Source organism: Bradyrhizobium sp. CCH5-F6 (assembly GCF_001556045.1).
Taxonomy (GTDB): Bacteria; Pseudomonadota; Alphaproteobacteria; order Rhizobiales; family Xanthobacteraceae; genus Bradyrhizobium.
The window spans coordinates 1-23,831 of record NZ_LSIC01000159.1 but is presented as its reverse complement, the minus strand read 5'-3'; the positions used below and the strand labels follow the sequence as shown (position 1 = coordinate 23,831).

The 23,831-nt window shown below is 61.3% G+C and carries 22 protein-coding genes and 7 pseudogenes; 15 read left to right on the top strand and 14 right to left on the bottom strand.

Annotated features, from left to right (window positions below; all coding sequences use genetic code 11):
* Positions 1–505 precede the first annotated feature (505 nt).
* Positions 506–723 (bottom strand): annotated as a pseudogene (locus AX729_RS40055) (lytic murein transglycosylase); the annotation flags it as partial.
* A gap of 338 nt (positions 724–1,061) precedes the next feature.
* Positions 1,062–2,207 carry an SGNH/GDSL hydrolase family protein gene (locus AX729_RS28040; protein WP_057197012.1) on the bottom strand — a complete coding sequence of 382 codons (1,146 nt, stop codon included), beginning with the start codon at positions 2,205–2,207 and terminating at the stop codon, positions 1,062–1,064.
* A 154-nt stretch (positions 2,208–2,361) separates the two neighbouring features.
* Between AX729_RS28040 and AX729_RS28035 the strand changes: the two genes are divergently transcribed.
* Genes AX729_RS28035 through AX729_RS28030 form a run of 3 tightly spaced genes read left to right on the top strand, consistent with a single transcriptional unit; the run spans position 2,362 to position 4,773 of the window.
* Positions 2,362–2,787, top strand: a complete 426-nt coding sequence (locus AX729_RS28035) for an SxtJ family membrane protein (protein WP_057197011.1) — start codon at positions 2,362–2,364, stop codon at positions 2,785–2,787.
* Between the two features lie 2 nt (positions 2,788–2,789).
* Positions 2,790–2,939: a DUF5989 family protein gene (locus tag AX729_RS40050; RefSeq protein ID WP_230646723.1), complete on the top strand. Its 150-nt coding sequence runs from the start codon at positions 2,790–2,792 to the stop codon at positions 2,937–2,939.
* 4 nt (positions 2,940–2,943) lie between these two features.
* Positions 2,944–4,773 (top strand): carbamoyltransferase family protein, encoded by a 1,830-nt coding sequence (locus AX729_RS28030; protein WP_057197010.1) that lies wholly within the window; start codon positions 2,944–2,946, stop codon positions 4,771–4,773.
* Between the two features lie 47 nt (positions 4,774–4,820).
* On the opposite strand, the gene AX729_RS40045 is transcribed toward AX729_RS28030, so the two are convergent.
* The 4 genes and pseudogenes from AX729_RS40045 to AX729_RS41325 form a co-directional block, all read right to left on the bottom strand.
* Complete coding sequence (locus AX729_RS40045) at positions 4,821–5,129, bottom strand: hypothetical protein (RefSeq protein ID WP_156457251.1); 309 nt, start codon at positions 5,127–5,129, stop codon at positions 4,821–4,823.
* A 330-nt stretch (positions 5,130–5,459) separates the two neighbouring features.
* Positions 5,460–5,787 (bottom strand): annotated as a pseudogene (locus AX729_RS41330) (cation transporter); the annotation flags it as partial.
* Positions 5,788–5,847: 60 nt separating this feature from the next.
* On the bottom strand, positions 5,848–6,189 hold the full coding sequence (locus AX729_RS28020) for a hypothetical protein (protein ID WP_156402738.1): 342 nt from the start codon (positions 6,187–6,189) through the stop codon (positions 5,848–5,850).
* A gap of 290 nt (positions 6,190–6,479) precedes the next feature.
* Positions 6,480–6,887: a hypothetical protein gene (locus tag AX729_RS41325; protein ID WP_230646715.1), complete on the bottom strand. Its 408-nt coding sequence runs from the start codon at positions 6,885–6,887 to the stop codon at positions 6,480–6,482.
* Here AX729_RS41325 and AX729_RS41320 point away from each other — a divergent pair.
* From AX729_RS41320 to AX729_RS39020, 3 genes are all read left to right on the top strand, one after another.
* Complete coding sequence (locus AX729_RS41320) at positions 6,886–7,293, top strand: winged helix-turn-helix domain-containing protein (RefSeq protein ID WP_230646714.1); 408 nt, start codon at positions 6,886–6,888, stop codon at positions 7,291–7,293. The two genes, AX729_RS41325 and AX729_RS41320, sit on opposite strands and share 2 nt — an antisense overlap.
* 38 nt (positions 7,294–7,331) lie before the next feature.
* Positions 7,332–7,670, top strand: coding sequence for a hypothetical protein (locus AX729_RS39030; protein WP_156457250.1), 339 nt, complete (start codon positions 7,332–7,334; stop codon positions 7,668–7,670).
* A 557-nt stretch (positions 7,671–8,227) separates the two neighbouring features.
* Positions 8,228–8,587: a sensor histidine kinase gene (locus AX729_RS39020; RefSeq protein WP_057197005.1), complete on the top strand. Its 360-nt coding sequence runs from the start codon at positions 8,228–8,230 to the stop codon at positions 8,585–8,587.
* A gap of 118 nt (positions 8,588–8,705) precedes the next feature.
* Here AX729_RS39020 and AX729_RS39015 read toward each other — a convergent pair.
* Positions 8,706–9,687, bottom strand: a pseudogene (locus AX729_RS39015) (helix-turn-helix domain-containing protein); the annotation flags it as partial.
* A gap of 32 nt (positions 9,688–9,719) precedes the next feature.
* On the opposite strand from AX729_RS39015, the pseudogene AX729_RS27985 reads away from it, so the two are divergent.
* A pseudogene (locus AX729_RS27985) lies at positions 9,720–10,022 on the top strand (IS5/IS1182 family transposase); the annotation flags it as partial.
* 52 nt (positions 10,023–10,074) lie between these two features.
* Positions 10,075–10,236: pseudogene (locus AX729_RS39010) on the top strand (transposase); the annotation flags it as partial.
* A 102-nt stretch (positions 10,237–10,338) separates the two neighbouring features.
* Here the strand turns inward: AX729_RS39010 and AX729_RS27980 are convergent.
* The 6 genes and pseudogenes from AX729_RS27980 to asnB all read right to left on the bottom strand — a co-directional run.
* On the bottom strand, positions 10,339–12,273 hold the full coding sequence (locus AX729_RS27980) for a carbohydrate porin (RefSeq protein WP_502686926.1): 1,935 nt from the start codon (positions 12,271–12,273) through the stop codon (positions 10,339–10,341).
* 344 nt (positions 12,274–12,617) lie between these two features.
* On the bottom strand, positions 12,618–12,770 hold the full coding sequence (locus tag AX729_RS41880) for a hypothetical protein (protein ID WP_197433688.1): 153 nt from the start codon (positions 12,768–12,770) through the stop codon (positions 12,618–12,620).
* 497 nt (positions 12,771–13,267) lie between these two features.
* On the bottom strand, positions 13,268–14,272 hold the full coding sequence (gene nadE / locus AX729_RS27975) for an NAD(+) synthase (RefSeq protein WP_057197002.1): 1,005 nt from the start codon (positions 14,270–14,272) through the stop codon (positions 13,268–13,270).
* A complete protein-coding gene (locus tag AX729_RS27970; protein ID WP_057197001.1) occupies positions 14,269–15,825 on the bottom strand; it encodes a class I adenylate-forming enzyme family protein in 1,557 nt (518 codons plus the stop codon). Before AX729_RS27970 ends, nadE begins: the two co-directional genes overlap by 4 nt.
* A 31-nt stretch (positions 15,826–15,856) precedes the next feature.
* Positions 15,857–16,117, bottom strand: coding sequence for an acyl carrier protein (locus tag AX729_RS27965; protein ID WP_057197000.1), 261 nt, complete (start codon positions 16,115–16,117; stop codon positions 15,857–15,859).
* A 16-nt stretch (positions 16,118–16,133) separates the two neighbouring features.
* A pseudogene (asnB, locus tag AX729_RS27960) lies at positions 16,134–17,927 on the bottom strand (asparagine synthase (glutamine-hydrolyzing)); the annotation flags it as partial.
* A 167-nt stretch (positions 17,928–18,094) separates the two neighbouring features.
* Here asnB and istA point away from each other — a divergent pair.
* The 6 genes from istA (at position 18,095) to AX729_RS27935 (ending at position 22,884) form a co-directional block, all read left to right on the top strand.
* The gene (gene istA / locus AX729_RS27955; RefSeq protein WP_061027436.1) at positions 18,095–19,609 is read left to right on the top strand and encodes an IS21 family transposase; all 1,515 of its coding nucleotides are present in this window, start codon (positions 18,095–18,097) and stop codon (positions 19,607–19,609) included.
* Positions 19,606–20,418 (top strand): IS21-like element ISBj11 family helper ATPase IstB, encoded by an 813-nt coding sequence (gene istB / locus AX729_RS27950; RefSeq protein ID WP_057199286.1) that lies wholly within the window; start codon positions 19,606–19,608, stop codon positions 20,416–20,418. The genes istA and istB overlap by 4 nt, the downstream gene beginning before the upstream one ends.
* 386 nt (positions 20,419–20,804) lie before the next feature.
* On the top strand, positions 20,805–20,975 hold the full coding sequence (locus AX729_RS41310; protein WP_245325424.1) for a flagellar basal body rod C-terminal domain-containing protein: 171 nt from the start codon (positions 20,805–20,807) through the stop codon (positions 20,973–20,975).
* Positions 20,976–21,031: 56 nt separating this feature from the next.
* Entirely contained in the window at positions 21,032–21,439 is a 408-nt protein-coding gene (locus AX729_RS27945; RefSeq protein ID WP_057196397.1) for a hypothetical protein, read from the top strand.
* A gap of 270 nt (positions 21,440–21,709) precedes the next feature.
* Positions 21,710–22,240 carry a MarR family winged helix-turn-helix transcriptional regulator gene (locus AX729_RS27940; RefSeq protein ID WP_057196396.1) on the top strand — a complete coding sequence of 177 codons (531 nt, stop codon included), beginning with the start codon at positions 21,710–21,712 and terminating at the stop codon, positions 22,238–22,240.
* Positions 22,237–22,884 carry a class I SAM-dependent methyltransferase gene (locus AX729_RS27935; RefSeq protein ID WP_057196395.1) on the top strand — a complete coding sequence of 216 codons (648 nt, stop codon included), beginning with the start codon at positions 22,237–22,239 and terminating at the stop codon, positions 22,882–22,884. The genes AX729_RS27940 and AX729_RS27935 overlap by 4 nt, the downstream gene beginning before the upstream one ends.
* Positions 22,885–23,112: 228 nt before the next feature.
* On the opposite strand, the gene AX729_RS40030 is transcribed toward AX729_RS27935, so the two are convergent.
* The gene (locus tag AX729_RS40030; RefSeq protein WP_156402647.1) at positions 23,113–23,334 is read right to left on the bottom strand and encodes a hypothetical protein; all 222 of its coding nucleotides are present in this window, start codon (positions 23,332–23,334) and stop codon (positions 23,113–23,115) included.
* Between the two features lie 202 nt (positions 23,335–23,536).
* Between AX729_RS40030 and AX729_RS27925 the strand changes: the two are divergent.
* Positions 23,537–23,831: pseudogene (locus AX729_RS27925) on the top strand (TolC family protein); the annotation flags it as partial.

The window sequence follows — 23,831 nt, the reverse complement described above, 5'->3', positions numbered from 1 at the left end:
CCTCCGAAGCCGCCGCCGTGCCCACCGCCCCCGTGCCCACCGCCGCCACCGTGTTGCGCGGTCGCCGGTCGGACGTCGCTAAACATGCCGGCGCTCACCAAAAGAGCTGCAACGGCGGCCCATTGCACGCATTTTCTGGTCTTTGTCATGAGTAAAGTCCGTGTTCGCTAAGAGAATCCCGTTGGAGAACGCGCTTCTGGATGAATAGTTCCGCCTGATACTCCCAGTACCCTCGACAGCAGACGTTTGACTGGTTGAAATTGGCCTGATTTGGCTGAGGGCTTTGGATAGGCGCGCGCCATTTTGGCGCGAGCCTGTTCGGTGTGAACATTCATTTGACGTGGGCGCGGTCGGCATTGCGCCGCTTCTTCCAGGCGGCGGAATTCGCAATTTTATTCGAAATGACGCACCACTCTTCGTCTTCGGCTACGCGTGGCGAGTCGTCATCGGCTACGCGTGGCGAGCCAGCGCCCTGGCGTAGCTCGCAGAGCGGAGCCGGGCCGGATCAGCTACAGCCCCATCGCGCCGCCGCCGTGCCTTCGCCGTCGATCTGCCGGCCCATGATCGCGATCACCTTCTGATAAACCCCCTGCGGCATTCAATGCCTCGATCGCTGCGAAGTTGGGTTCGCCCTGCTGCGCGCCGGCCATGCGCCTTGAGGAAGTTCGCCGTCGAGCTCAGCGCGGTGGCGGCCTGGATGCGTGCGCCTTGGGATGAGGCTAAGGCCCTGCAGCGCACGCAGATCGGCCTTGCCGAGATCGCTCGCTCTTCGCGCGAAACGACGAACCTACGTCGTACCCGGAGGTCTGGGGCGACCTGCGCCACGTCGAGCGGCTTGCCTTTGTAGAAGAAGATGAGTTGCGAGCGATGACGGCAAATTCCCGAAAGCGAGACACCTCCGTGATAATGTCCTCCGCCAGACCGTGCCTCGCACCACCGGGGCATGAGTGCAGTCGGTATTAATCGAAATTGCGCCCGCCAGCCTAGCCGCCAGCCAACCGAGACGCTGCCAACTGCGGTCTTGAGATCGCCGACCAGTTGGAAACTATGGGATGGTACGGTCAGTCCTTCGGTTTGATCATAGAGGAGGCCATGAACGCTGCGACCGCAGCGGAATATTCTTCCAATCCGTTAAGACTAAAATGCATATCACCTTGCCTCCAATAGAAATTCTCGGGGTGCGATCCGAACCGCTGCTTCAATGTTGCGGTGGCATTGAAGAAAAGAAAGTTGTTGGCGATGCAGATTTTGTGCACCGTAGAGCTTACGAGATTGTTCCACACGCGGCCCTCAGCGTCGGGCTTCAAGTGCTCAAGATGCGGGTGAAAGATGAACAGCACCCGGCTCCCGTCCCCGGCGTAGTCCCTTAGCACGTCAGCCAGCTCCTGCAGATTCTGCCTGAAACTCGAAAGTGCTTCTGAATATTTCTGTTCGAGATCAGCGCCATGGTCCTGTGAATAGGAAAAAAGAACGAGCTCGTCCGATCGGTATTTCTTAATCACCGCTGGCATGTGGACGAGGGACATCCAGGCCTTGGCCACAAACCGCATCAGATACAAGGGATGCTCGCGAGCCTCCATCAAGCCGAAACTACATTCGTGTCCGATGGGTGAAGCCTTGACGCCGACATTTTGTCCGCGCCCATTGCGGACAATCAGCTTACGGTATCGAGCGAAGTCGTCGTATAGATCGGTCTCGTCCACGTCCACCACGATATAGTCGGGACGCACAATCGGCAGCAGCAGCTTCGCCTGCGGCACGAAGATGGCCGGCGAATATGAGGTATAACCGGCATTGTGGGTCTTTAGGCAAACCCCCAGCTCTTTCTTGAAATATTTTGCGACGTGATACGGCAGTGTGTTCTCGTCGTCGTAGCCTTCCATAAAGGAATCGCCAAGGAACAAGACCGAGACTGCTTTTCGACACCCGGCCAGCAGTGCCCTATCGTCGATGATCCTGACACCGTTCGCGTCATAGGATCTCTGGTAGCTGAAGCCGGTCAGATCGCCGTAAATGCACAGGTTCTGGTTTTTCGGTTCCGGCTTATGGTTCAAGACGTCGGATTCCCAATTCAGGTTGACGCTCGCCATTTCGAGATCGACCAGCGGACCGAAATACTGCTGCAACCGTAACCCGATCTCAAAGATCGCGACCCAGGTGATGAACAGCAGCGCCCCCTGTCCGAGGAGGCGACACCAGCGCTTCATCGAATATCTCCGAAATGAACTTCGAGCGGCTTAACATTGCAGGACCGTGATTTCTTTCAACTGCCCCCCGGGGGAAGAGGCAAAAAAGCGACCGTGTCGCGGACACCTGATAAGGTACCTTGAAATATCCAAAAAGGGCGATTGGCCAGTTCTGATGCCGCAGTCAACCCATGAAAGCTTCACCCGCGACGAGACATCGCTTCCGGGATCAGACCGGACCTTCGGTTGGGTGGTGGCGGGTGGGCTCGCGCTTCTGAGCCTTTTAAACCGCTGGCATCTCGGCCAGCTGTGGCCGTGGACCCTATCCGTCGCGGTTCTGCTCCTCGTCGCCGCCTGGATTCGTCCGTCCTTGCTGCACCCGCTCAATCGGCTGTGGATGAAGTTCGGCCTGCTTCTGCACAAGATCATCAACCCGATCGTCATGGGTGTTCTCTTTTACGGTACGATCTTGCCGACCGGCCTTGTCGTGCGACTGCGCGGCGAGGATCTTCTGCGACTGAAACGCGAGCCCGACGCGGAGAGCTATTGGATCACGCGCGTACCGGGGCCTGCGCCGGAAACAATGAGAGACCAGTTCTGATGATGGATTTTCTGGCCGAGCTTTGGCGCTTCATGCGCGTGCGGAAGAAGTTCTGGCTGCTGCCGATCCTGATCATGATGGTGGTGTTCGGCGGTCTTGGGGTGTTGACGAAGGGCTCCGCGGTCGCGCCGTTCATCTACACGCTGTTCTAGGGTAATGCGCATTCTCGGTATCTCTGCGTTCTACCACGACAGCGCCGCGGCGCTGGTCGAGGACGGTCACATCATTGCTGCAGCGCAGGAAGAGCGTTTCACCCGTAGGAAGCACGATGCCTCGTTTCCGCGCCATGCGGTTCGCTACTGCCTGGAAGCAGCCGGCGCAAAACTTTCAGAGATCGATCATGTCGTGTTCTACGACAAGCCGTTCCTGAAGTTTGAACGCCTGCTGGAAACCTATATCGCATTCGCGCCGCGCGGCTTCCGCTCCTTCCAGATCGCAATCCCCCTATGGCTCAGGGAGAAGCTGTTCCAAAAAAGCCTGTTGCGGAGTAAGCTCCGGGAGCTCGACGAGGATTTCGCTTCGGAAAAGCTGTTGTTCGCCGAGCATCATCTGAGCCACGCCGCGTCCGCCTTCTACCCGTCGCCGTTCGAGAAGGCCGCGGTCCTGACCATGGACGGTGTCGGCGAGTGGGCGACGACCTCGGCGGCGATAGGCGATGGCAACCGCCTCGAAATTTTCCAGGAGATTCATTTTCCCCATTCGCTCGGCCTGCTCTATTCAGCCGTAACCAGTTACATCGGCTTCAAGGTCAATTCCGGTGAGCACAAGGTGATGGGACTGGCGCCTTACGGTGAACCCAAATACGCGCAGCTCGTTCTGGATCATTTGATCGACCTGAAGCCGGATGGATCATTTCGGCTCGACATGTCCTATTTCGATTATTGCACCGGTCTCACCATGACCAACGAGCGGTTCGCGAAGCTGTTCGGTCAACCCGAGCGGTCGCCGGATCAATTGCTGACGCCGTTCCATATGGATGCCGCAGCCTCGATTCAGGCCGTGCTGGAGGAGGCGGTGCTGCGACTGACGCGCAGCCTCGCGAGCCGGACCGGTGCGCGCAATCTCTGCCTTGCCGGCGGCGTGGCGCTCAATTGCGTGGCCAATGGGAAGGTGCTGCGCGACGGCAGATTTGACCGCCTCTGGATTCAGCCCGCTGCGGGCGATGCAGGCGGCGCAGTCGGCGCGGCGCTTGCGGCCTTCCATCAGTTCAAGAGCGGGCCACGCAACATCGCTGCGACCGACGGAATGTCCGGCGCGTTTCTCGGGCCGGAATTTTCGCAAAGCGAGATCGAACGGAGGCTCACCGCTTGCGGCGCGCGCTTTGCCGTGCTGGACGAGGGCGACATGATCGAGGCAACAGCAAAGGCGCTATCCGATCAGCTCGCGGTGGGGTGGTTTCAGGGCCGCATGGAATTCGGCCCCCGCTCGCTGGGGGCGCGCTCGATCCTCGGCGATCCCCGTTCGCCGACCATGCAGAAGAACCTCAATCTCAAGGTGAAGTACCGCGAGAGTTTTCGTCCCTTCGCGCCAGCCGTGCTGCGCGAGGACGTCGCCGACTGGTTCGAGCTCGATTCAGACAGTCCCTACATGCTGATCGTCGCCGACGTGACGAAGGACAAGCGGCGCGCCATGAGCGCCGAGGAGCAGGCGCTGTTCGGCATCGACAAGCTCAATATCGCGCGCTCGGAAATTCCCGCGGTAACCCATGTCGATTATTCCGCCCGCATCCAGACGGTCAGCGCCGAGACCAATCCCTGCTTTCATCGGCTGCTGACGCGATTCAAGGCGCGGACCGGGTGTCCGGTGCTGGTCAACACCAGCTTTAACGTGCGCGGCGAGCCGATCGTCTGCGCGCCGGAAGATGCTTTCCGCTGCTTCATGGGCAACGAACTGGATTTGCTCGTGGTTGGCAACTGCGTGCTGCGCAAGAGCGAGCAGAATCCCGATCTCAAGCAGGATTACAGTTCCGCTTTCGACTTGGATTAGCGCTTCTTCAGGTAGACGCCACAGAGGAGGTAGCGACGAGCTCGAAATTAGTGCCGGAGTAACGCGTGATTAGTTTGCCTTAGCCGCACCGGGCGGCCAAGGCCGCGTGTATGGTGCGGGATCACGTCGATCACCGGCGGCGGAACCACCTGATGAAGAGGACGATCGCTGTGGTGGCGCTGCCGACGGACGTGCCGGCGATCGTAATGAGGATCATGATGCTGCACCTTCAGCAGCTTTGCGTCGCCGTCCGAAATCGGGACGGTCGAAAGTGGCGAAGCCTGAAGCTCCAGGCCGCCCACCACGAGGCCAAAACCAAGCGCCGCTGCACCGAGCCGGGAATAAAGTCGTGTCATTGCATCTGTCCTCCGTTAGATGTTGAGGCATTTAACATGAAACGCCCCATATGAATTGCTGCTGAACGAGCATGGGACAGCATTTTCCGCGCCTGCGTCAAAGCAAAGCGCCCTCAGAACGTGCTTGACGACCAACGGCTGTCCTCGAGGCAAGGAAGCCGATGTTCGGCATGCCGAAATTCAACTCCTGGGGCTGAAGGAAATCCAACCCGAGAGGTGAACTGGAACACAACGCAGTTCGATCAGAAGTTTCCAGCACCGATCAAGGCAGCGCGGGAAGTGGGCCGCATTCTCAAGCACATCGAGTTTGGAGCCGCTGTCTCGCCGGATTACCACGAGGGCTCCCGTTCCGGTTAGCGTCAACGGCGTGGGAGCGGGAGCGACGGGGAGAGTCAGTTTGTCCCAAACTGTCCAGATTGTGGCGATGCCAGGGGCGAGCAGGATACCGGCGAGCGCCATGCCTAGCGGAGCACGCGCCCGCGGCCGCCAGCCGACGGCAATCGCAATCAGAAGGCATCCTCGAGAAAGTCGACCGAGTCAGCAAAGAGCGCGACACCGACCCGATCGCGGCCGCGACCGCGAACTCGGCTTCGAAATAGCCGAGATTGAGCAACGCGACGAGCAAAACTGCCCGTCGGAGGGGCTGCCAGTGTTCGATTGTCGTGTAAGTCCACCAATTTGAGTGCCGCTAGGATGATGGCGGTTATCAGAGCGGTCTTTACGTGCGACCTTCCTTACGCAGCCGCCCGTAGAGCGCTTCGACTGCATCGGAAAAATCCTGACTTGGATTGCCGGCGCAGTGATCCTCGAGAAACTTCAGCTGGGTGAGAAGACCGAAGGTCGGAGGATTGAGATCCAGTCCGGTGTCCGTACCTGCCGGCCGGCCGACCAGGATTCCGCTCATGTAGCCCTGAGCCCAGGCGAGGTAATCGCGCCGGACCGCCGGATTGGATTGCACGTCGCTGGAGAATTGCGAACATCGCGTTGCGCCGAGTCCGACGATCTTCGCGGTCGCTGGCTGTGCCTCCGCGCCCGAAGTCGCCGCTGTTAGGATGAGCAAAGAAATTTCCAGCCAGCGGCAGGACCTCAGGAGCGTCCCTCCGGTCTTTCGGTAATCGTCGCTAATCGGCCGCACACGATCGGAGATACGGCTCGCCGCGCCTAAACGAGGCGCTCCCATCTGCACAGTCTTTCTTCTCGCCATCGGTAAGCTGCCATCATATGAACTACGCACAGGGTTCAAGGAAACAGGGCCTACTTCTACGGGAGTGATTCAGTGCTCGGACAGTTCTCATCCTGCGCCTCGTCGCCTTCGTCTCGACAAGCATGTGGCACCAGCACTCGGCGGTGTCAGTTCAGTTCGGCGTCGATCGGCACCAGAAAGGCAAAACAATACTTGAGGTCTTCGCCCCTCGCCTCATCCAGACCACGCCGCAGCTCAAGCTCGGCGATCTCCTCAGGTCTCGCCGAGCGCACCAATCGCTGGTCGCGGGGTCGCAGCAGAGGTCTGCCGTTGGAGCGCATGCGGTCCAACTCTTCCAGAAACCATGGCTCCTCCACCCGCGCTCGGGCCGGCCGCAGAGACGTGGCGGAGAGAGCCAGCACCGGGCGCCAGTTTATCTCCAACGCGAAGGATTGCTTCTGTCTCGCGCTTGTGGCGTCGCCACGTCGGGCATCAGACGAAGTCTTGAAGGCCGCGCGCGCGAGCAGCGTTCCTCCGATTCTCGTCATCACCGCGCGGGACCAGGTCGAGGACATGGTCGCTGGGCTCGACTTGGGCGCGGACGACTACATCATCAAGCTGTTCGAGCTCCGAATCCTTCTCGCCCGCATTCGCGCCAGCACGCGCCGAGTCAGCGACCGATCGAACTTGCTGGTAAGCAGCAAGGAGATCACGCTCGATCCGTCCACCTATGTCGTGACGTTCCGTGGGATCGAGTCCACGCTTTCCACCCGGGAGTTCGCGGTCCTGTACGCGCTCATGGAGAGGCCGGGCACGATCCTTTCGCGCAGCCAGATCGAAAACCGCATCTACGGCTGGAGCGAAGAGGTGCAGAGCAACGCGGTCGACTTGGCAATCCACGGTCTGCGCAAGAAGTACGGCAAGGATATCATCCGCAACATTCGGGGCGCTGGCTGGATGGTCACAAGAGCCGCGTCATGATTTCGCTCCGCAGGACCATCACCGTCCGGGGGACAGCCATGCTCGCGATCGTGGGCCTCGCCGCCGCGGCGTCGACGCTCGCGCTTGTCAGCTACGAAATGAACAAGTTCCTCGACGCCCAGTTGCAGGAAATCGCGGTGAACGTCGGTCCGGGCGATCGAAGCGAGGCCGGCCCGTTGCTGGACAGCGAAGACGAAGATCATCTTGTCGTCCGGATCTGGGATCGATCCGGCAAGGTCGTTCACCGCTCCGGACCCGAGATCGACATCCCATGGGAGGCCCAGCCAGGTCTTTCCGACGTCGCCGCCGCCGGCGGGGACTGGCGCGTCTATCGCTGGAGCCACGCGCGCCAGGACGTCCAGGTCGCACAGACCTGAAGCGCCCGCCATGAGATCGCGCTTCATGCGGCGACCGGTGCCGCCCTCTCCCTTCTGTTCGCCGTTCCGTTCGCCTGGCTGGTCATCGGCTGGTCGATCAATCGCACGATGCGCGGGCTTCGGCTTCTTTCGATTGATATCGTCCGGCGCAGCGTCGACGCGCGCGAGCCGCTGCGGCCCGTCGGCGTTCCGGAGGAAGCGGCGCCCCTGATCGTCGCGACAGATGGGTTCGTCGCTCGATATCAGGAAGCGCTGGAGGCCCAGCGACGCTTCGTCGCCGACGCGGCACATGAGCCCCGCACGCCCGCTCGCCGCACTTCAGATCCAGACGGATAACCTCATCTCTGGAGACCTGCCCGACCAGACCAGAGAGCTCGCCGACGAATTGCGCGGCGGGATACGAAGGGCCTCGCACCTGGCGAGCCAACTTCTCGAGGTGGCGAGAACGGAGGGCGCCTCGCTTCGTTACCGGCAGAAGGTCGACCTGCAGGCCTTGGCCACATCATTGCTGGCGGACTTCTATCCCTTGGCCGAAGAGCGGAAATATCCAACTGGCCATGACCGCAAACGGCCCCTCCTCCGTCGAGGGCAACCCCGAAGCGATCCGCAAGATCCTCGCGACCCTGCTGGATAACGCGATCATCTATTCGAAGTCCGACGACTCGGTGGAGGTGAGGATCGTCAAGACGGATGGCGATTGCGCGATCGATGCAGTCGATGAAGGTCCCGGCATCGTCGAGGATGCGATTCCGTTTATCTACGACCGCTTCTTCAGGGCGGCCGCTCCGGGGATCGAAGGAACGGGTCTCGGTCTCGTGATCGCCAAGTCGACCGCCGAACGCGAGGGGATCACGCTCTCGCATCGAAACCGCAGCGACCGCAGCGGTCTGATCGCAGCGGTCGCTTTCGCAAGGTAGCGCCGGCTCCGGTCTCCGAGCGTGATTCATCGACGACGGCCGGATCTGCCTCACCAACAATGCGGCCGAACGCGCGCTGCGCGGATTTGCGACGACATGCTCATTGTACCCCCCTTCGTCAAGTGTTTGGAAACATTGGAAGTTGATTCTCGGAATCCGTGCGACACGGGCGACCTGTTCGCGAGATCGCGGTAGCCACAGCATCGGTCTCGAGATCGGACGATCGAATTTGATGAGGCGCGCCAGGTACCACTTGCTCAGCAGGCAGAATGCGATCCTTGATCAGGCGGCGAATCCGATGATGCGACACCCCAAGTTTTGCCGCGGCTTCCGACATGGTCAGCCATTCGCCGTTCTTCCCAGCCGAGCGGTACGCATGAATGCCGTTCACTCTTCACCGAGCTGACGCGGTGCGCGGTCCGTGTCTTGCCCTGGCCGGTCGGCATCCCCATCCGATTTAGCAAGGCGACGATATTCTAGTCCAACCATCGGGTCGCCATGGCTCGCATCACAGCAAGCGCTTCCTCGGATGTGCGGCATCCGTGCTCGCCTGCCTTCGGCTTGCGGACGCGGAGCTGTGAATGCTGACCGCCGCGCCAATGGATCGTCAGAATGACTTCGCGCGTTGTCTCGTCAACATCAGCGATGATATCGGAAATGAGGGCACGCAAGAGCTGCTGACGGGCGCGCGTGGTGACGCCGGGGGCGTTCCAAGCAGCATTCAGATCATCGGCAAGGCCGACAAAGTCGGGCAGAATAACGTCGTGATCGGCAGCCTGTGCGGCAGCCAATCGGGTCTGGCACGACTCGACGCGACGAAGCACTGCTTCCCAGCTCTTCTCCAGCTGTACGGCGATGAGCCGATTACCTGGATCGCAGGGGGCATAGCGTCGCTCCGCGAGCGAAGCCTCATATTGGGCTTGCTGAAGTTCCAGCTCGATGATGCGTCGGTGTTCGGTTTTGCGCTCCATCCGCTCGGCTTCGAGTGCGACGTCAATCGCCATCGGTTCAACCGCCCGGAGAAGCTCCCTTGCAACCGCGGGCTCAATCCGCACAGCACCGAGGGTCAGACTTGGACGGTCACAACGATAGACAGTCCGTCCCAGTGGACGCCCACCTTAACTTACCGACACGCGGCCACAATGCGCCGCCCGAACACAAGTTCAGGGTGTTCATCTCTGGCCGGAAGCGACGGGTAACGCCAAAGATCAAACGCGAGCTGCGCCGCCGCTCGGTCGCCGAACCGGTCATCGGCCATCTCAAATCCGAACACCGGATGGGCCGCAACTATCTCTGGCACCGCCAGGGCGACGTCACCAATGCGGTCCTCGCCGCCGCCGGCTACAACTTCCGGCGTCTCATCCGCTGGCTGGCGCTCTTGCTGCGCCAAATCCTCGTCCAGTTCACCGCTCGACTTCAGTTCAACCCAGGTTGAAATCCGCGTTCTTCACGGACGATGAATCAGGGGGATCGGGTAACGGAACAGTTCCGGCGCCGGCTACGGCGAGAAGAGCGCCGAACGGCTGGCCCAACGCAACGGCTATCGCGATCGTGACTCGGAGACCTGCGCCGGCGCCGTCGAGCTGCGTATCCCTAAGCTGCGCAAGGGCAGCTACTTCCCCGGCTTCCTGGAGCCGCGCCGGATAGCCGCAAACCCGCGCCCAACATATGCACTGATGGTCAACTCCCGGGTTGTTCGACCAAATTATTACTGCGCACGGAAAGCGTCGGACTTTGCCGCCGGACAGGCATCAAAACTCCCCGTGCAGGCGCCCCGAGAAGATCGAGATCGGGCCACGATCGGCATTGTAGGCGGGATTGACAATGAGCTGGTAGTCGGCGGTCAAAGTGAAAGCCTTGCTGAGCGCCAGGGAGTAATAGGTTTCAAGCACCCGCTCGCGCCGGTAGTTGAGCGCACCATCGCCGACAAGCACACCTAGGCCGCCAACGGCGAGAAAGTCGCGAAAGTCTCGCGAGATCGCATTGACCGCGCCGCCGATACCGATCACGTCGTCTGGGCGTCCCCATTTCGTCCCCTTGATCGAGAGGCCGCCGGAAAGGCTGCCGTTGATGTCACTGAATGTCATGGTCTCGGTCCGGCCGTCATTCCAGCTCCAGCGCGCGAACAAGCCGAGGTCGTCGGTGATCGCCTGCTCGAGATTGATGACGTAGCCGTATTTGGTGCGGCCTTTGCGCGTCTGCGTGATGTCGAGGTTGAGCGCGGGATTGTCCAGCGTTTCGCGGAAGCTGCCCATGTAGGCGCTGGTGAGCCAGCCCAGGGTTCGCAGCTTTCCGGGTTGGGAGAACAGGGAATAGCGCGTTTCGAGCTCGATCACATACTGGCCACGCTCTGGCGCACGGGTGTCGAAATGGTTCGAATTCGACTCGGCGACCATCAGGAAATAGCCGCCGCGCAATGCCCAATGCTTCTGGTTGAGTTCGGCGCTGACGCCATAGGTCAAACCGACCTTGTCGGCCGAATAGTCGAACGCGCCGGGCGCCCACAGCGACCAGTTCATGAAATCCTTGCGCGTATCCTTGGCGTAGGCGTTGCCGTCGAACACGTCGACGACTGGAAATTTGCCCGCCTGCAGCGTCAGCCTCGAGACGTCGACCTTTCCGGCAAGCTGGCCTGGTCCGCTTGGCAGCTCCTCCTGCTCGCCGCCGAAACCGAAGGTCTGGCGCAGGAACAGCCGCGACGTGTTGTAGTGCGGGTAGGGGAAGTTCGACTTCTGCGCCTCGCCATTGGGAAAGCCGGCAGCGCCCACCGTATCGTTCAATCCGAAGCCCTGCAGCAATTCCGGATTGTAGTAGACCTCGCCGCCTTCCCAGAGGCGCGCGTTCAGGAACAGGCTGTTGCTCCAGGTCGCCTTGGCCTGTGCTGCCGGTGAGAGGCTGTTTGGCCCGCTATAGAGCGCGCGGAATGACGGGTAGCCTTGCGGCAGATAGGTAGTCTGGCCGTGGATTTCCCAACGGTTGGACTCGGTGTCGTCTAAGGATGCGCTGGGGCGGTAATTCGGAGACCCCGGCAAGTCGATCTTGCGGTTGAGACCGACGCGGACGGACTGAAGATCCAGGGATGACGTGTAGTGGGTCGCGGAAGGAAAGGTAACGCTGGCGTTCTCGAACCGGCTGTAGAGATATTCGAGCCGAGCGCTCCAATGCGGCGCGAAGCCGTATTCCACGCCGGCCCCCGCAATCCAGCCAAGCCTCGTGTGGAGGATCTTCTCGCCGTCGCCAGCGGCAGGCGTGCTGAAAAAGCGCTCGCCCATCCATGCCAATCCGCCGGTCGCATAGAACAGCCACAAGCCCGAGGCGTAACCGACACGGCCACGGACACTTGCGGAATAATCCCATTGCTGGGTCGCCGCGGCGCGCGGTGTCGCGAGGAAAGAGACGATCGAGTTCGACGTGATGTAATTCGGGAAGGAAAGATCACCTTCCACGCCGAACAGCAATCCGGAAGCTAGCCGATAATTATAGCTGGCCTGCACACCGCCGATCATGCCGCTGAATTGACCACTGCCCACGGTTGCTGCGGGATCGCTCAGGACGAAGCTGGAAGAGCCACGGCTGTAGCCTGCGTGCGCACCGATATATAAACCGGTCCAATCATAGACGGCCTTCAGCGCAGGGGCCTTCAGCGGCAGGTCGGCGGCAAAGCTTGCGCCGGGCAGGACGAGCATGCCGAGCCCGAGGCCAGCGGAGGTTCGCAGGGATCGGCGGTTCATCGTTAAATGGGTCCAAACACAAAAACACTGGCCGTCGCCCATCCTTGCAGGTTCGCCGCCACAGCCGATGCAGCGAACGGCCATGGCCGGCTGGTCGCTGCAGGTCCAGATGTCCACTGCCGGAGATTTGCCCCAAAGCTCTGAGCTCGCAAAAGATTTATTGCGAATAATTCTTAATTGCAAAAAGCTCTAAGCGACGCTCACCCCCATTGTGACAGAATTGCAACAACTCTTGTGGCTGGACTTGGCGACTGGCCGCGAGGACATCCGTCTCGGGGCCGAGTTCCAGGGTCGCCCGTTCACCCCTTCGGCGTAGTCCTGCGGATGATCAGGTCCTTGCCGGAATCGTCCTTGCCTCGAATAGCGACGTGGCTGTGCGCGTGGCCGGTGTTGAAGTGATCGACCGCGACCCAATCGAGCCGGGTGCCGAGATCCTCTTCCATCTGCCGCATGAAGTCGCTGGTGAAGCCGCGAAGACCAAGAGCCGATCGCCATCTTCGGGCGCGACAATAAAGCGGAACTGGTGGCGATCCCCGTGGCCGCGCTCGACGAAGGCTCGCCCCATCCGTCCGGTCGTCATCCGCTCCGTAGAGCTGACCGTGCCCGCCATCCCGAGTGGTGCCGTCGCGCTGCAGGTAATTGAGATGTGCAGTCGCAGCCCTGCTCCCGGCCTTCAAGCGGACAGTACGGGCTTTGTTTTGCTTTGGTAACCAGAGGGCCGGCATCGCCCCGACAGCGCAAAGCGCCGGGTAAGACCTGCTCGCTGGAGCGACGCTGGAGGAGTTGCTCGGAAAAGACCTCTGGCGCCCAGCTGCGGAGACGTGCTGTGCGAGTCGACAATCAGACAGAGGAATTACCTGCAACGGAGCCTTCGGTCTCGACGCAAGTATTCTCGGCAGCGTGCTCCGGCTGACGAACTTCTTTGGCCGACGGAATCTATTCGCGCTATTTATTTGTCGTCCCCAATGAGCAAAGGCGGGACATGGAGATAGCGGGTCGCCCGCCGCTTGTGCTCGATGTCCCTGAAAACGAGCTTGACCTGCTCGATCGACAATTCCGCGGCCGCGGCAACTGCATCCATTGCAATGCCGTGATTCAGGCCGAACAAGCAGAGATCCATTTCCTGATACGGCAGCGCGAAGTAGAATTCGTCCTGCGTCTGCGACAGCGACCAGGTGTCGGTGGTCGGCGGCCGACTGCAGATGTCCGGCGGAATGTCGAGGGCCTCGGCAAGCTGATAGACTTGGCTCTTGTAGAGATGCGCGACCGGCTTGAAATCGGCCGCGCCGTCGCCGTTCTTGACGAAGAAGCCCTGATCGTATTCGAGCCGGTTCGGCGTCCCGGAAACTGCGTAGTTCAACCGGTCGGCGTGATAATATTCGATCTGTTTGCGGGTGCGCTGCTTCATGTTGGTCGCAGCAATGATGCCAAGATAGACGTCCAGCGGCATGCGCAGCTTGCGCATCTCTCCGCTCGGCGACCGCACAACCAGCGAGGTGATGTTGTAACCCGTCGCCGCCAGCGCTCCGCCGAGGACGACCTTGCATCCCCACCCGTCCCCGAACTCAGGCACGACCTTTCTGATGAATTCGTCGCGCCGGCTGTAGCAGCCGGCGGCGGCAAGCTGGGGCGCGATATCCTCGACAACCCAGTGGATGCCCAGCGTTTCGGCCACTTTGCGGCCAAGCTGCAGGCTGTCGGATTCCGAATCCTTCTCCGGCATAAGGACGGCCAGCACGTTCTTGGCGCCCAGTGCGCGGGCGCACAACGCCGCTGTGACGCTGGAGTCGATGCCGCCGGACAGGCCGACGATGGCGCCACGCTTGCGCAACGTCTTCAGCACCTGTTCGCGAATGCCGACGCTAATCTGCTCGATTTCCCGGGCGGGGTCGAGCTTGAGGGCCTCCCGCGAAAAAGGTGTGCCAGCCTCGACCGTCTGCACATGTTCGTTCATGATGTAGTCTCCAGAGACTCGGCCTCGATCTGCCGCCGGGCGATCTTTCCGTTTTCACTTTTTGGAAGCTGGTCGCGAAATTCGACGAGCTTCGGCACCATGAAATCTTCCAGATGCCGTGCGCAGTGGCGGATCACGTCGGCCGCCGAGAGGGCCGCGAAGGTGTCGAGCGCCACAACCGCCTTGATGGCGAGCCCGAGCACCGGATCCGGAACGCCGACGACGGCGGCCTCCCGCACCCCGGAAAGCGCGTAGAGCACGTTCTCGACTTCCTTCGGGCTGACCTTTTCGCCGCGCGTCTTGATGATGTCGTCCTTGCGGCCGACGAAATAGAGAAATCCCTCCTCATCGGAGCGGAACAGATCGCCGGTATAAAGGACCATCTCGTGCGGCAGCGGCCCGGGGCGTAGCGCCTTTGCCGTGGCGGAAGGATTTTCCCAGTAACCCTTCATCACATGCGGTCCGCGAATGATGAGTTCGCCGGTTGAGCCGAATGGAAGCGGAAAGCCGTCGTCGCCCACGATATAGGCTTCGGTGCCAAGGATGGCGATGCCGACTGATTCGGGCCTTCTCGTCAACTCCGCGGGCGGCAAATAGGTGCAGCGCTTGCACTCCGTGAGACCGTACATCGAGAACAAGGTCGTGGTCGGGAATAATTCCTGTAGCCGGGCGATGTGTGCCGGCGGCAGGGCTGCTGCCGTGTTGGTGATGTAACGAAGCGTCGCGTATTCCCCGGGCCGCAGATCCTTCATCTGCAAGAGGAGCGCGGCCATGGTTGGCACCAGCGGGAAACCCGTGACCTTCTCCTCCGCGATCCGGTTCAGGATCGCCTGGGGGAAGGCAAACGACTTCTCGAGCACCAGTGTCGCGCCGAGTTTAGCCGCCATCAGCACCTGATAGAGGCCGTAATCGAACGAGATCGGCAGCACCGCCAGAATCACGTCATCGGAGGTGTTGCCGAGGTAGGTGGTGATCGAGGTCGCGGCCGCCTCGATATTCTGATGCGTCATCATCACGCCTTTCGGGAAGCCGGTCGATCCCGAGGTGTAGATGAGCATTGCGAGATCGAGGTTGATACCCGAACGCGGCGGGGCGCGCGGCGTCTCACACGCCGCTTCGAACGAGGCATAGCCGTCCGGCAACCCGCCCTTGCCGGCATTTGCGACCATCATTAGCGGTACCGCCTCGCAGCTTTTGACGGCTTCGATAACGACGGGCAAAAGACGGCCCTGGGTCAGGATCGCCGCGGCACGGCAGTTGCGGGCAACGTACGCCAGCTTTTCGGACTTCGTCGACGGGTTCACCGGACTAAAGACTGCGCCGGCCTTCAGCACCGCGAAGATCGAGACGACAGCCTCCCAGCAATTGTCCATGAAAATGAGAACACGGTCGCCCCGCTTGATACCGCCGTCGTTGAGCGCCGCCGCAATCCGGTCGGACAACACCTCGAGCTCCGCAAATGTCAGGCGGCGCCCGCTTGCGACGAGCGCAACCTTGTCGCCGAACTTGCGAGCGCTGGCCGACAGGTACTCTTCGATCCGATGGATGCTCATGGCGTCACCCGCGGCCCCCTTTGTCGGCTATCTAAACCGTTGTCCCCAGCCTGCCATCGACGTAGCGGACAATCGTCTCCACTGAATCCAGGTTTTCCGGAACGATGTCCGAGTCAGCCATCTGGATGCTGAACTCGGTCTCGATGAAAGCGACGAGCTCAAGAACGCCGGTGGAATCGATCAGTCCCGTGTCCAGAAGCGACTCGGCATCCGCAAGCTCCGCGCGATCGTCCCGGAGCATAAAGTTGTCCTTGATGAAATCGCGGATCTTGGTGGTCACATCGGCAGGCATCTAAGAACTCCATTGATTAGGCTGCGTTGAGATTTTGATGCGAGAGGTTTTGCTCGACGAAAGCGTCGTGCCAAAGCTGGGTTGAAAGAATGCCGACAAAGGCTACGTTGTCACGGAAGCCGAGATTGGCGGCAGCCACGCACTTCTGTTGAAGTTTCGCCACCGCGCGCGGATTGAAGGCCCCTGCGTTAGCCAGCGCGTGCTCCGACATTATCGATTTTACGTACTCCTGAGCGTTCGCGCCGACAAAGGAATGGGCATCCGGCGCCCGGTACGGCTGCTTTGGCCGGTTGCCGATCGCGGGCGGCAAGAGATGCCCCATCGCTTCACGCAGGATGTGTTTCTCGCGCAAGCCCTTCATCTTGAGGCGCGGCGGGATTCGCGCGGCGAACTCCACAACGCGGGGATCGAGGAACGGGAAGCGGCCTTCGACGGCATGTGCCATCGCCACGCGATCGCCCTGCGACGACAGGATATAGCCCGGCAGCAGGTATGCCGTCTCAAGGTACTGCGACTGCGCTAGCGGATGCCAGTCGCTGAACTCCGGCGGCAGCCCCGCGCGCAATTCATCGAGTGCATCGTAGTTGCCGAGCTCGCGGCGCAGCTCGTCCGAGAAGAAGACCTTTGCGCCCGCGGTGTTGCGGAAGCGCGGAAGATGCGAAAATAGGGGATCGCCGACCTCCTCGGCGCGGGCGCGAAAGAACGCCTCGAGATATTTCTGCGACTGGCCTTTCAGGCCCGGCAGGTAGGGATAGAGCCGCTGCAGCAGCAGCGGGCGACGCCGTGACTGCGGCTGGCTCGCGCAAAACCTGCGGATCTTCGCCTCTTTCATGATGTCGTAGCCGGCAAACACCTCGTCGGCGCCTTCGCCGGTCAGAACCACCTTGTAGCCCTGCGCGCGTACTAGGCCGGACAGATGGAACAGCGGCGCTGGCGCCGTGCGCAGGATCGGCCGTTCGGTCGTACGGATCACATCGGGGAAAATCTTGCCTATATCGTCGGTGCGGCAGGCGACCGACACATGCTCGGTGCCGAGCGCATCCGCCATCTCGCCCTGGAAGGCGCTCTCGTCGTACTCAGCCGCATCGAACGTGACGGAGAAAGTGCGAAGCTTGTCCTGCTTGATTTGCCGCGTCACCGCTGCGATGATCGAGGAATCAAGGCCGCCGGACAGATAGGCGCCTACCGGAACATCGGAGCGCAGCCGGATCCGGGTCGCGTCGGTCAAAAGTTCGCGCAGCTCGGCGGCAATCGCAGCTTCGCTACGACGATCCATCATCTCGTCGGCAAAATGCATCTGCCAGTAACGACGGATCGAGATGCTAGCGCTCTCCGCAACGAGCACATGGGCGGGCGGAAGCTCAAAGATACCCTTGAACGGCGTACGTGGACAGAGCGGGAACCAGAAGGTGAAGATCTGGTCGAGCGCAAACGGATCAAGCTCGGCTCGAACGCCGGGCACCATCAACAGCGCCTTCACCTCGGACGCAAAGAACAGGCCATCGGGCCGGCGCGCATAGTAGAGCGGCCGAACGCCCATCCGATCCCGTGCCAACATCAGCCGCTGTTGGCGCTTGTCCCAGATCGCGAAGGCAAAATCGCCGTTGAGTTCCGTGACGCAGTTGCCCCCCCTTTCCTGGTAGAGCTTCAGGATGACTTCGGTGTCGGAATCGGTCCGGAAGCGATGACCGCGGCGGATCATCGCCTGGCGCAATTCGATGTAGTTAAAGATCTCGCCATTGAAGGTGACGCTGAGCTCGCCGTTGGCGCTCTGCATCGGCTGCCGCGCGGCAATCAGGGTGACAGTGGAGCGTCAATCAGGATGAGAGAGCTTCGCCGGGCTCGTGACGCAGGGAGGGCGTAGCCCGACCGGAGTTACGAGCCCGGCGTCGGCGCGATCCTTGAGGGACCGCGCCGACTGGTGATCGCGGCCGGTGGGTTATGCAAGTGGTTCTTCCGCCAAGAGGAATCACTCGCTTGCCAGGCCGACACGTTACCGATCACCAGATGAGGCTCTACATGAAGTACCGTCAGACCGATACCCCGCCAGTGGCCGCTGCCAGAGCGTCGTTCAGTACATCGACCGCGTACCGCTTCGACAAGGATCGAAGGCTCCCATCGCAGAAGAAGGGAGCCCGCGGCCGGCGCCGACCGGACCCCTTAGCCGACGTGTTCGAGATCGAGGTCGTGCCGATGCTCAAGGCCGCCCCCGGCGTGCGGCCGATTGCGATCTTCGAGGAGATGTTACGACGCCATCCTGAACTCGGGGCCGGAATCCGCCGCACGCTGGAGCGCCGGATCCGCGCTTGGCGGGCAATCCACGGCGAGGAGCAGGAAGTTATCTTCCGGCAGACCCATGAGCCCGGCCATGTCGGCTTGTCCGACTTCACCGACATGGGCGAACTCGGGGTAACCATCGCGGGCGTGCCGCTCGATCATCGCCTCTACCACTTCCGGCTGGCCTATTCCGGGTTCGAGCACGCCCATGTCGTGCTCGGCGGCGAGAGCTTCGTTGCCCTGGCGGAAGGCCTGCAGAATGCCCTGTGGTCGCTCGGCGGGGCGCCGCGGGAGCATCGGACCGACAGCCTGTCGGCCGCCTTCTGCAATCTGGACCGGAATGCTCAGGACGATCTGACGCGGCGGTACGAGGACCTCTGCGCCCATTACGACATGCGGCCCTCCCGCAACAATCGCGGCATCGCCCATGAGAATGGGGCGATTGAAAGCTCGCACGGCCATCTCAAGCGGGCGATCGCCGATGCGCTGCTGCTGCGCGGCACCACCGACTTCGACGATCTCGTCGCCTACCGCGGCTTCATCGACGAGATCGTCAGCCGCCGCAATGCCCGCAACGCCAAGCGGATTGATAGCGAGCGCGCTGCCCTGCAGACGTTGCCGGATCGCCGCACCTCGGACTACGAGGAGGTGATTGTCCGCGTAACGTCAAGCGGCGGCTTCACCTTGCGCAAGGTGTTCTATACCGTGCCGTCACGCCTGATCGGCCATCGGCTGCGGGTTCGCCTTTACGACGATCGTCTCGACGTGTTCGTCGGCGGCACCCATCTCGTCACCCTGCCGCGTGGCCGGCCGCATCCTAACGGCAAGCATGACCAGGTAGTCGATTATCGGCACGTGATCCATTCCTTGCGGCGCAAGCCGATGGCGCTGCTCAATCTCGTCTACCGTGATCGGCTGTTCCCGCGCGATGCCTACCGCCGAACCTTTGACCTGCTTCGGCAACGGCTGCCGGACAAAAAGGCTTGCCGCCTCATGGTCGATCTGCTCGCACTTGCCCATGAGCGCGGCTGCGAGGCCGGACTCGCCGATCAGCTCGCGGCTGATCTTGAAGCTGGCCGGCTACCGGACCTTACCCGGCTACGAGCTCACTTCGCCCCTGATCCTACCCACGTGCCGAACGTCGTGGTGCATCTCGCGCCGCTCGCCACCTATGAATGCCTCATCGGTGCGTCTGAGATCGGAGGTGCCGCATGAGCACGGCGAACACCGTCGACACCGCACGCCTCAACCTGTTGCTCAATGAGCTGCGCCTACCCGCCATCAAGGTGCTGTGGCCGCAGTTTGCCGAACAGTCCGATAAGGAAGGTTGGCCGGCGGCCCGCTTCCTTGCCGCCATAGCCGAACACGAGATCGCCGAACGCGGCCGCCGCCGGATCGAGCGCCATCTCGTCGAGGCGCGGCTGCCCGCCGGAAAGACCTTCGACAGCTTCGACTTCGAGGCCGTGCCGATGATCTCCAAGGCGCAGGTGACCGCGCTCGCCGCCGGCGATGGTTGGCTCGGCAAGGGCGCCAATTTGCTGCTGTTCGGGCCGCCCGGCGGCGGCAAGAGCCACTTGGCGGCAGCGATCGGCCTGGCCCTGATCGAGAACGGCTGGCGCGTCCTCTTCACCCGCACCACTGATCTCGTGCAGAAGCTCCAGGTAGCGCGGCGCGAGCTCAACCTCGAGGCGGCGATCAATCGTCTCGATCGCTTCGATCTCATGATCCTTGATGATCTCGCTTACGTCACCAAGGACCAAGCCGAGACCAGCGTGCTGTTCGAGCTTATCAGCGCACGCTACGAGCGGCGCTCGATGCTGATCACGGCCAATCAGCCCTTCGGCGAATGGAACAAGGTCTTCCCGGACCCCGCCATGACCCTCGCCGCTATCGATCGCCTCGTTCACCACGCCACCATCGTCGAGATGAACGTCGAGAGCTATCGCAGGCGCACCGCCCTCGAACGCAAGCGCGGCCCCGGACGGCCGCCTTCGCACGCGACACCCAAAACTGTCGCTGATTGACGCTCCGCGACAATCAGAGCCAACAAAACTCTTGCGCGCGACAATCATCGCGGCAATCATCACCTCGCCGCGACACCGACTCGCCATCCTGATTGTCGCGCGCTTCCCACCCAGATTGTCGCGCTATAGGCGAAGTACAAGGACTAACGGCCGCCATCCGGCGGCGATTTCGACGGCTCAGAGCCGCGCGTTCCTTGCCGAGACCGGGCGCGCGGCGACACGGCGCGCCCGGTGGATACTTTCGCTGCAACTCTCCAAGTAGGGCAAGCGCAACGTGTCGCTGAAACGGGCGGCGAGCGGCTTCATTCGGCAGTTTGAAAGGTAATCTCTCCAGTGCCCGACAAGACCGTCATCGGACTTCGCGGCTAATCACGCTGCAGCAGCAGTTGGACAAGATCGCCCGGCTACTGGGGGCCTTGGAGGGACCCAATGTAAATGCAGTCCATGAGATGAGCAGTCTCGTCGCTGCCACAAGAGCCTACGATCAGGTCGCCAACACGATCTTGCGCGAAGACGACAAGAACGAACTCAGAAAACTGGCCGGTGAGGATCTGTAGGCCCATAAGCTCTCTGCCGCTTCCGACAAAATGCGGGTCGACGGAAGGTGACCCTCATGTTAGGTAGCCGCGTCATCTTCACCAAGAGCGTGATCATTGTCCGGTTGTCAGGTCATAACGGGAACCCAGCGCGTCTCTGCGTTTCGCGGATCATGTCCGTTCTCCTGACCGTGGCGTACCTCCTGTCCGTAATTCTGCACGGACTCGTTGATGTGGACGTCGTCAATCGCTACGGATCATCCTCGGCGATCGTATTGATGGACGGGAAAGACTCTCAATCGCCCGAATGGGGCTTGGTGGCCGATCACCACTGTCACGGTTGCTTCTCGGTGTCGGTCCCCGCACCAGCGCAGCAGGCTGAACTCGCCTTGGATTTGAAGATCGCGGAGTTGCCAAAATCGGCGGCTCCCTTGTACGGCAATGTTAGCGGTCTTGATCCGCCCCCGCCGAAATCTCTGACCTGAAGACGAACCACGCGGGACGCATCGCGCGCCCTGTCTCGGCTTTCCGTCGAATTCCCTCGCGCGCTCGTCACGCAGCGCGATGATGGCATCCGTGTCTTTAGACTGTCGACGGCGTCGATCGCAAAGCTTTCGCGATCTCAGCCGAGTTGCTGGGGGAGCGAGCGCGCAGTCGATCTTGATCGACAACGGACTTTTCAGGAGCCGCTCTGGAGGCCAGTCCGTTTTGCCGGGGCCGTCGCGGCACATCGATTGAAATTGAAGGATCGCGCTATGGAAACCAAGCAAGCTGAAGGCCCGCAGTCCTCGACGACGGACAACCTCTTGCAGCGATTATCTTGGGAAGTGAAGCAAATACACGGTTGTCTAAGCGAAGTGCAGAAGTTCTGGGCGACCCGCGTGGGCGTCACGGTGTCTCAATGGAACATTCTCATGGCCATATCGCATCTTGCGGGCGACGAGGGTGTGCGGGTCCACGTGGTGTCGGAGAAGCTCGCCGTAGACGCCTCATTCGTCACCGCCCAGTCGCAGTTGCTTGAGTCCAAGGGACTGATCTACCGCAAGCCGAGCGCAATCGACCGCCGAGTCGTCCTCCTCGCGCTCTCGAGCAAGGCTCAATGGCAGATAGAAGAGCTGTCTGGCTCCATGAACGCTGTGAATGCGTATGTTGCCAATAACGCAAGCGGCAAGGCGCACCGGCTTCTCACAGAACTCGGGGAGCTGAAGAGCGTCCTCAAGCGCGCGGAGCTCCTGACGGCTTCGGACGCGCTCCGCCATTGGCCTCGCGGCCGCGACACCGCATGAAATTTCTATCGAAATTGGTCGTGGCGTTGCTTAAGCCTCTCTACTACCGCTTCGCCGCTGCCATGCTGCGCGACACGACATGGCAAGAGCCGTTGTTCGAACTGGTTTCGCCGAAGAGCGGAGAACGCCTGTTGGCCTTCGGGCCTGGAAGCGCATCGTCCGCGACGTCCCTCGCGGAACGGTTCACCGAGCTCGACATTGTCGTTGCCGAGCCGAGCGCGAGAGCGGTCCGGAACGCGAAACGGGCCGTCGCCAGCGGTGGGATCCGCAACATCACCTTCGTCGATGCCGTCTCCATGATCAATCTCCCGTTCCACGCAAGCTGTTTCGACTGCGCGATTTGCATCATGTCCTTTCACTTGCGGCCACCCGAAGAAAAGGTCGCGCTTGCCAAGGAGGCTCTGCGGATCTTGCGGCGCGGGGGCGTGCTTTACGTTGCGGACTATGATCGGCCGGCCAACCGCGAGGAACGGATCGTTCTCAACCTTGCAGCGCAAGTGTCCAGCAGGAGTGCCGTTCAGTCACATGTTGACGGGACTTGGACCCAATGTTTGAAAAAAGCCGGCTTTGCGGGCGCGAGATCGCAGTCGTCGCAGTCAGTTAAAATCGGGCGGGTTGCGATCATGTTGTTTCGGAAGCCATGACCAATGTCCCGAGCGCGGTCGTGCAGAAGGGGCGGTTGCCCCGGACCTGTGTCAGCGACTCCGATTCTCCGGAAGTGTGTCGAGGGGGTGGGGATGACCGCGCTTCAATGCGATTACCCACCTTGCCGCGAATGCTTCGCAACTGAATGCTTGGGATTGTTACAACATTGCGGGTCGACGTGAGCCGCGTGCCCATGCTACCTACCAACTCGCGAACGTAGAGCGTGGTCACTGGTGATCGATCGGATCAGATTTGGAATGAGGCGTATCCCTGCATTGCGCGGGGTTGTGTCCGTATTTCTGATCCTGACCTATCTGCTGTCGGGTGTCCTGCATCGCTGTCTCGACCTTGACGTGAGCAATCCGACCGGTTCCCCGGTGTTTTGGATGGTCGACACCAAAGTCGATAGCGGCCCTGAGAGCGGTGCCATCGTCGACCATCACTGCCATGGCTGTTTCGCGGTTTCTGTCGCAGCGCCCCCGCAGCAGGTCATGTCCGTGATGGAACCCAAGCTGGCGGACCTCATCCGGTCGACGGACCCGTTAACGGATACTGTCCGCCGTCTCGATCCACCACCGCCGAAGTCCCTAACCTGAAAAATGATCGCCGGGCGCATCGCGCTCTGATTCCGTCTTTCGTCAGGTTTTCATCATGTTTTCAAAGTGCATCACGCGTTTCGCGTGCGCGACGGCGTTGCTGGTCTGTCCTGGGCTGACGGCGGCGTCGCATTCGCAGACCCTCAATCTCGGGGCGGCGCTGCAGCGCGCGCTCGCGAGCAGCCCCCGCCTGACCGCCGCCGAGCGCGACATCGGGATCGCGACCGGCCAGCGCATTCAGGCGGGGGCGCTCCTCAATCCGGAACTGTCCTACGAGCAGGACAACTCCTTCGGTTCGGGCATCTATCGCGGGACGAAGTCGGCCGAGACGACGCTGCAGATCAGCCAGC

Coding starts and splice junctions, on each gene's coding strand:
- AX729_RS41320 (WP_230646714.1), top strand. CDS start 6,886: ATGGTCGCTGGGCTCGACTTGGGCGCGGACGACTACATCATCAAGCTG.
- AX729_RS28040 (WP_057197012.1), bottom strand. CDS start 2,207: ATGAAGCGCTGGTGTCGCCTCCTCGGACAGGGGGCGCTGCTGTTCATC.
- AX729_RS41325 (WP_230646715.1), bottom strand. CDS start 6,887: ATGTCCTCGACCTGGTCCCGCGCGGTGATGACGAGAATCGGAGGAACG.
- AX729_RS27935 (WP_057196395.1), top strand. CDS start 22,237: ATGAAATTTCTATCGAAATTGGTCGTGGCGTTGCTTAAGCCTCTCTAC.
- AX729_RS28030 (WP_057197010.1), top strand. CDS start 2,944: ATGCGCATTCTCGGTATCTCTGCGTTCTACCACGACAGCGCCGCGGCG.
- AX729_RS27945 (WP_057196397.1), top strand. CDS start 21,032: ATGTTAGGTAGCCGCGTCATCTTCACCAAGAGCGTGATCATTGTCCGG.
- AX729_RS28035 (WP_057197011.1), top strand. CDS start 2,362: ATGCCGCAGTCAACCCATGAAAGCTTCACCCGCGACGAGACATCGCTT.
- AX729_RS27980 (WP_502686926.1), bottom strand. CDS start 12,273: ATGCTCGTCCTGCCCGGCGCAAGCTTTGCCGCCGACCTGCCGCTGAAG.
- AX729_RS27970 (WP_057197001.1), bottom strand. CDS start 15,825: ATGAGCATCCATCGGATCGAAGAGTACCTGTCGGCCAGCGCTCGCAAG.
- AX729_RS27940 (WP_057196396.1), top strand. CDS start 21,710: ATGGAAACCAAGCAAGCTGAAGGCCCGCAGTCCTCGACGACGGACAAC.
- istB (WP_057199286.1), top strand. CDS start 19,606: ATGAGCACGGCGAACACCGTCGACACCGCACGCCTCAACCTGTTGCTC.
- nadE (WP_057197002.1), bottom strand. CDS start 14,272: ATGAACGAACATGTGCAGACGGTCGAGGCTGGCACACCTTTTTCGCGG.
- AX729_RS39030 (WP_156457250.1), top strand. CDS start 7,332: ATGCTCGCGATCGTGGGCCTCGCCGCCGCGGCGTCGACGCTCGCGCTT.
- AX729_RS39020 (WP_057197005.1), top strand. CDS start 8,228: ATGACCGCAAACGGCCCCTCCTCCGTCGAGGGCAACCCCGAAGCGATC.
- AX729_RS40050 (WP_230646723.1), top strand. CDS start 2,790: ATGGATTTTCTGGCCGAGCTTTGGCGCTTCATGCGCGTGCGGAAGAAG.
- AX729_RS27965 (WP_057197000.1), bottom strand. CDS start 16,117: ATGCCTGCCGATGTGACCACCAAGATCCGCGATTTCATCAAGGACAAC.
- AX729_RS41880 (WP_197433688.1), bottom strand. CDS start 12,770: ATGCGGCAGATGGAAGAGGATCTCGGCACCCGGCTCGATTGGGTCGCG.
- AX729_RS40045 (WP_156457251.1), bottom strand. CDS start 5,129: ATGACACGACTTTATTCCCGGCTCGGTGCAGCGGCGCTTGGTTTTGGC.
- AX729_RS40030 (WP_156402647.1), bottom strand. CDS start 23,334: ATGGCAGTGATGGTCGACGATGGCACCGCTCTCAGGGCCGCTATCGAC.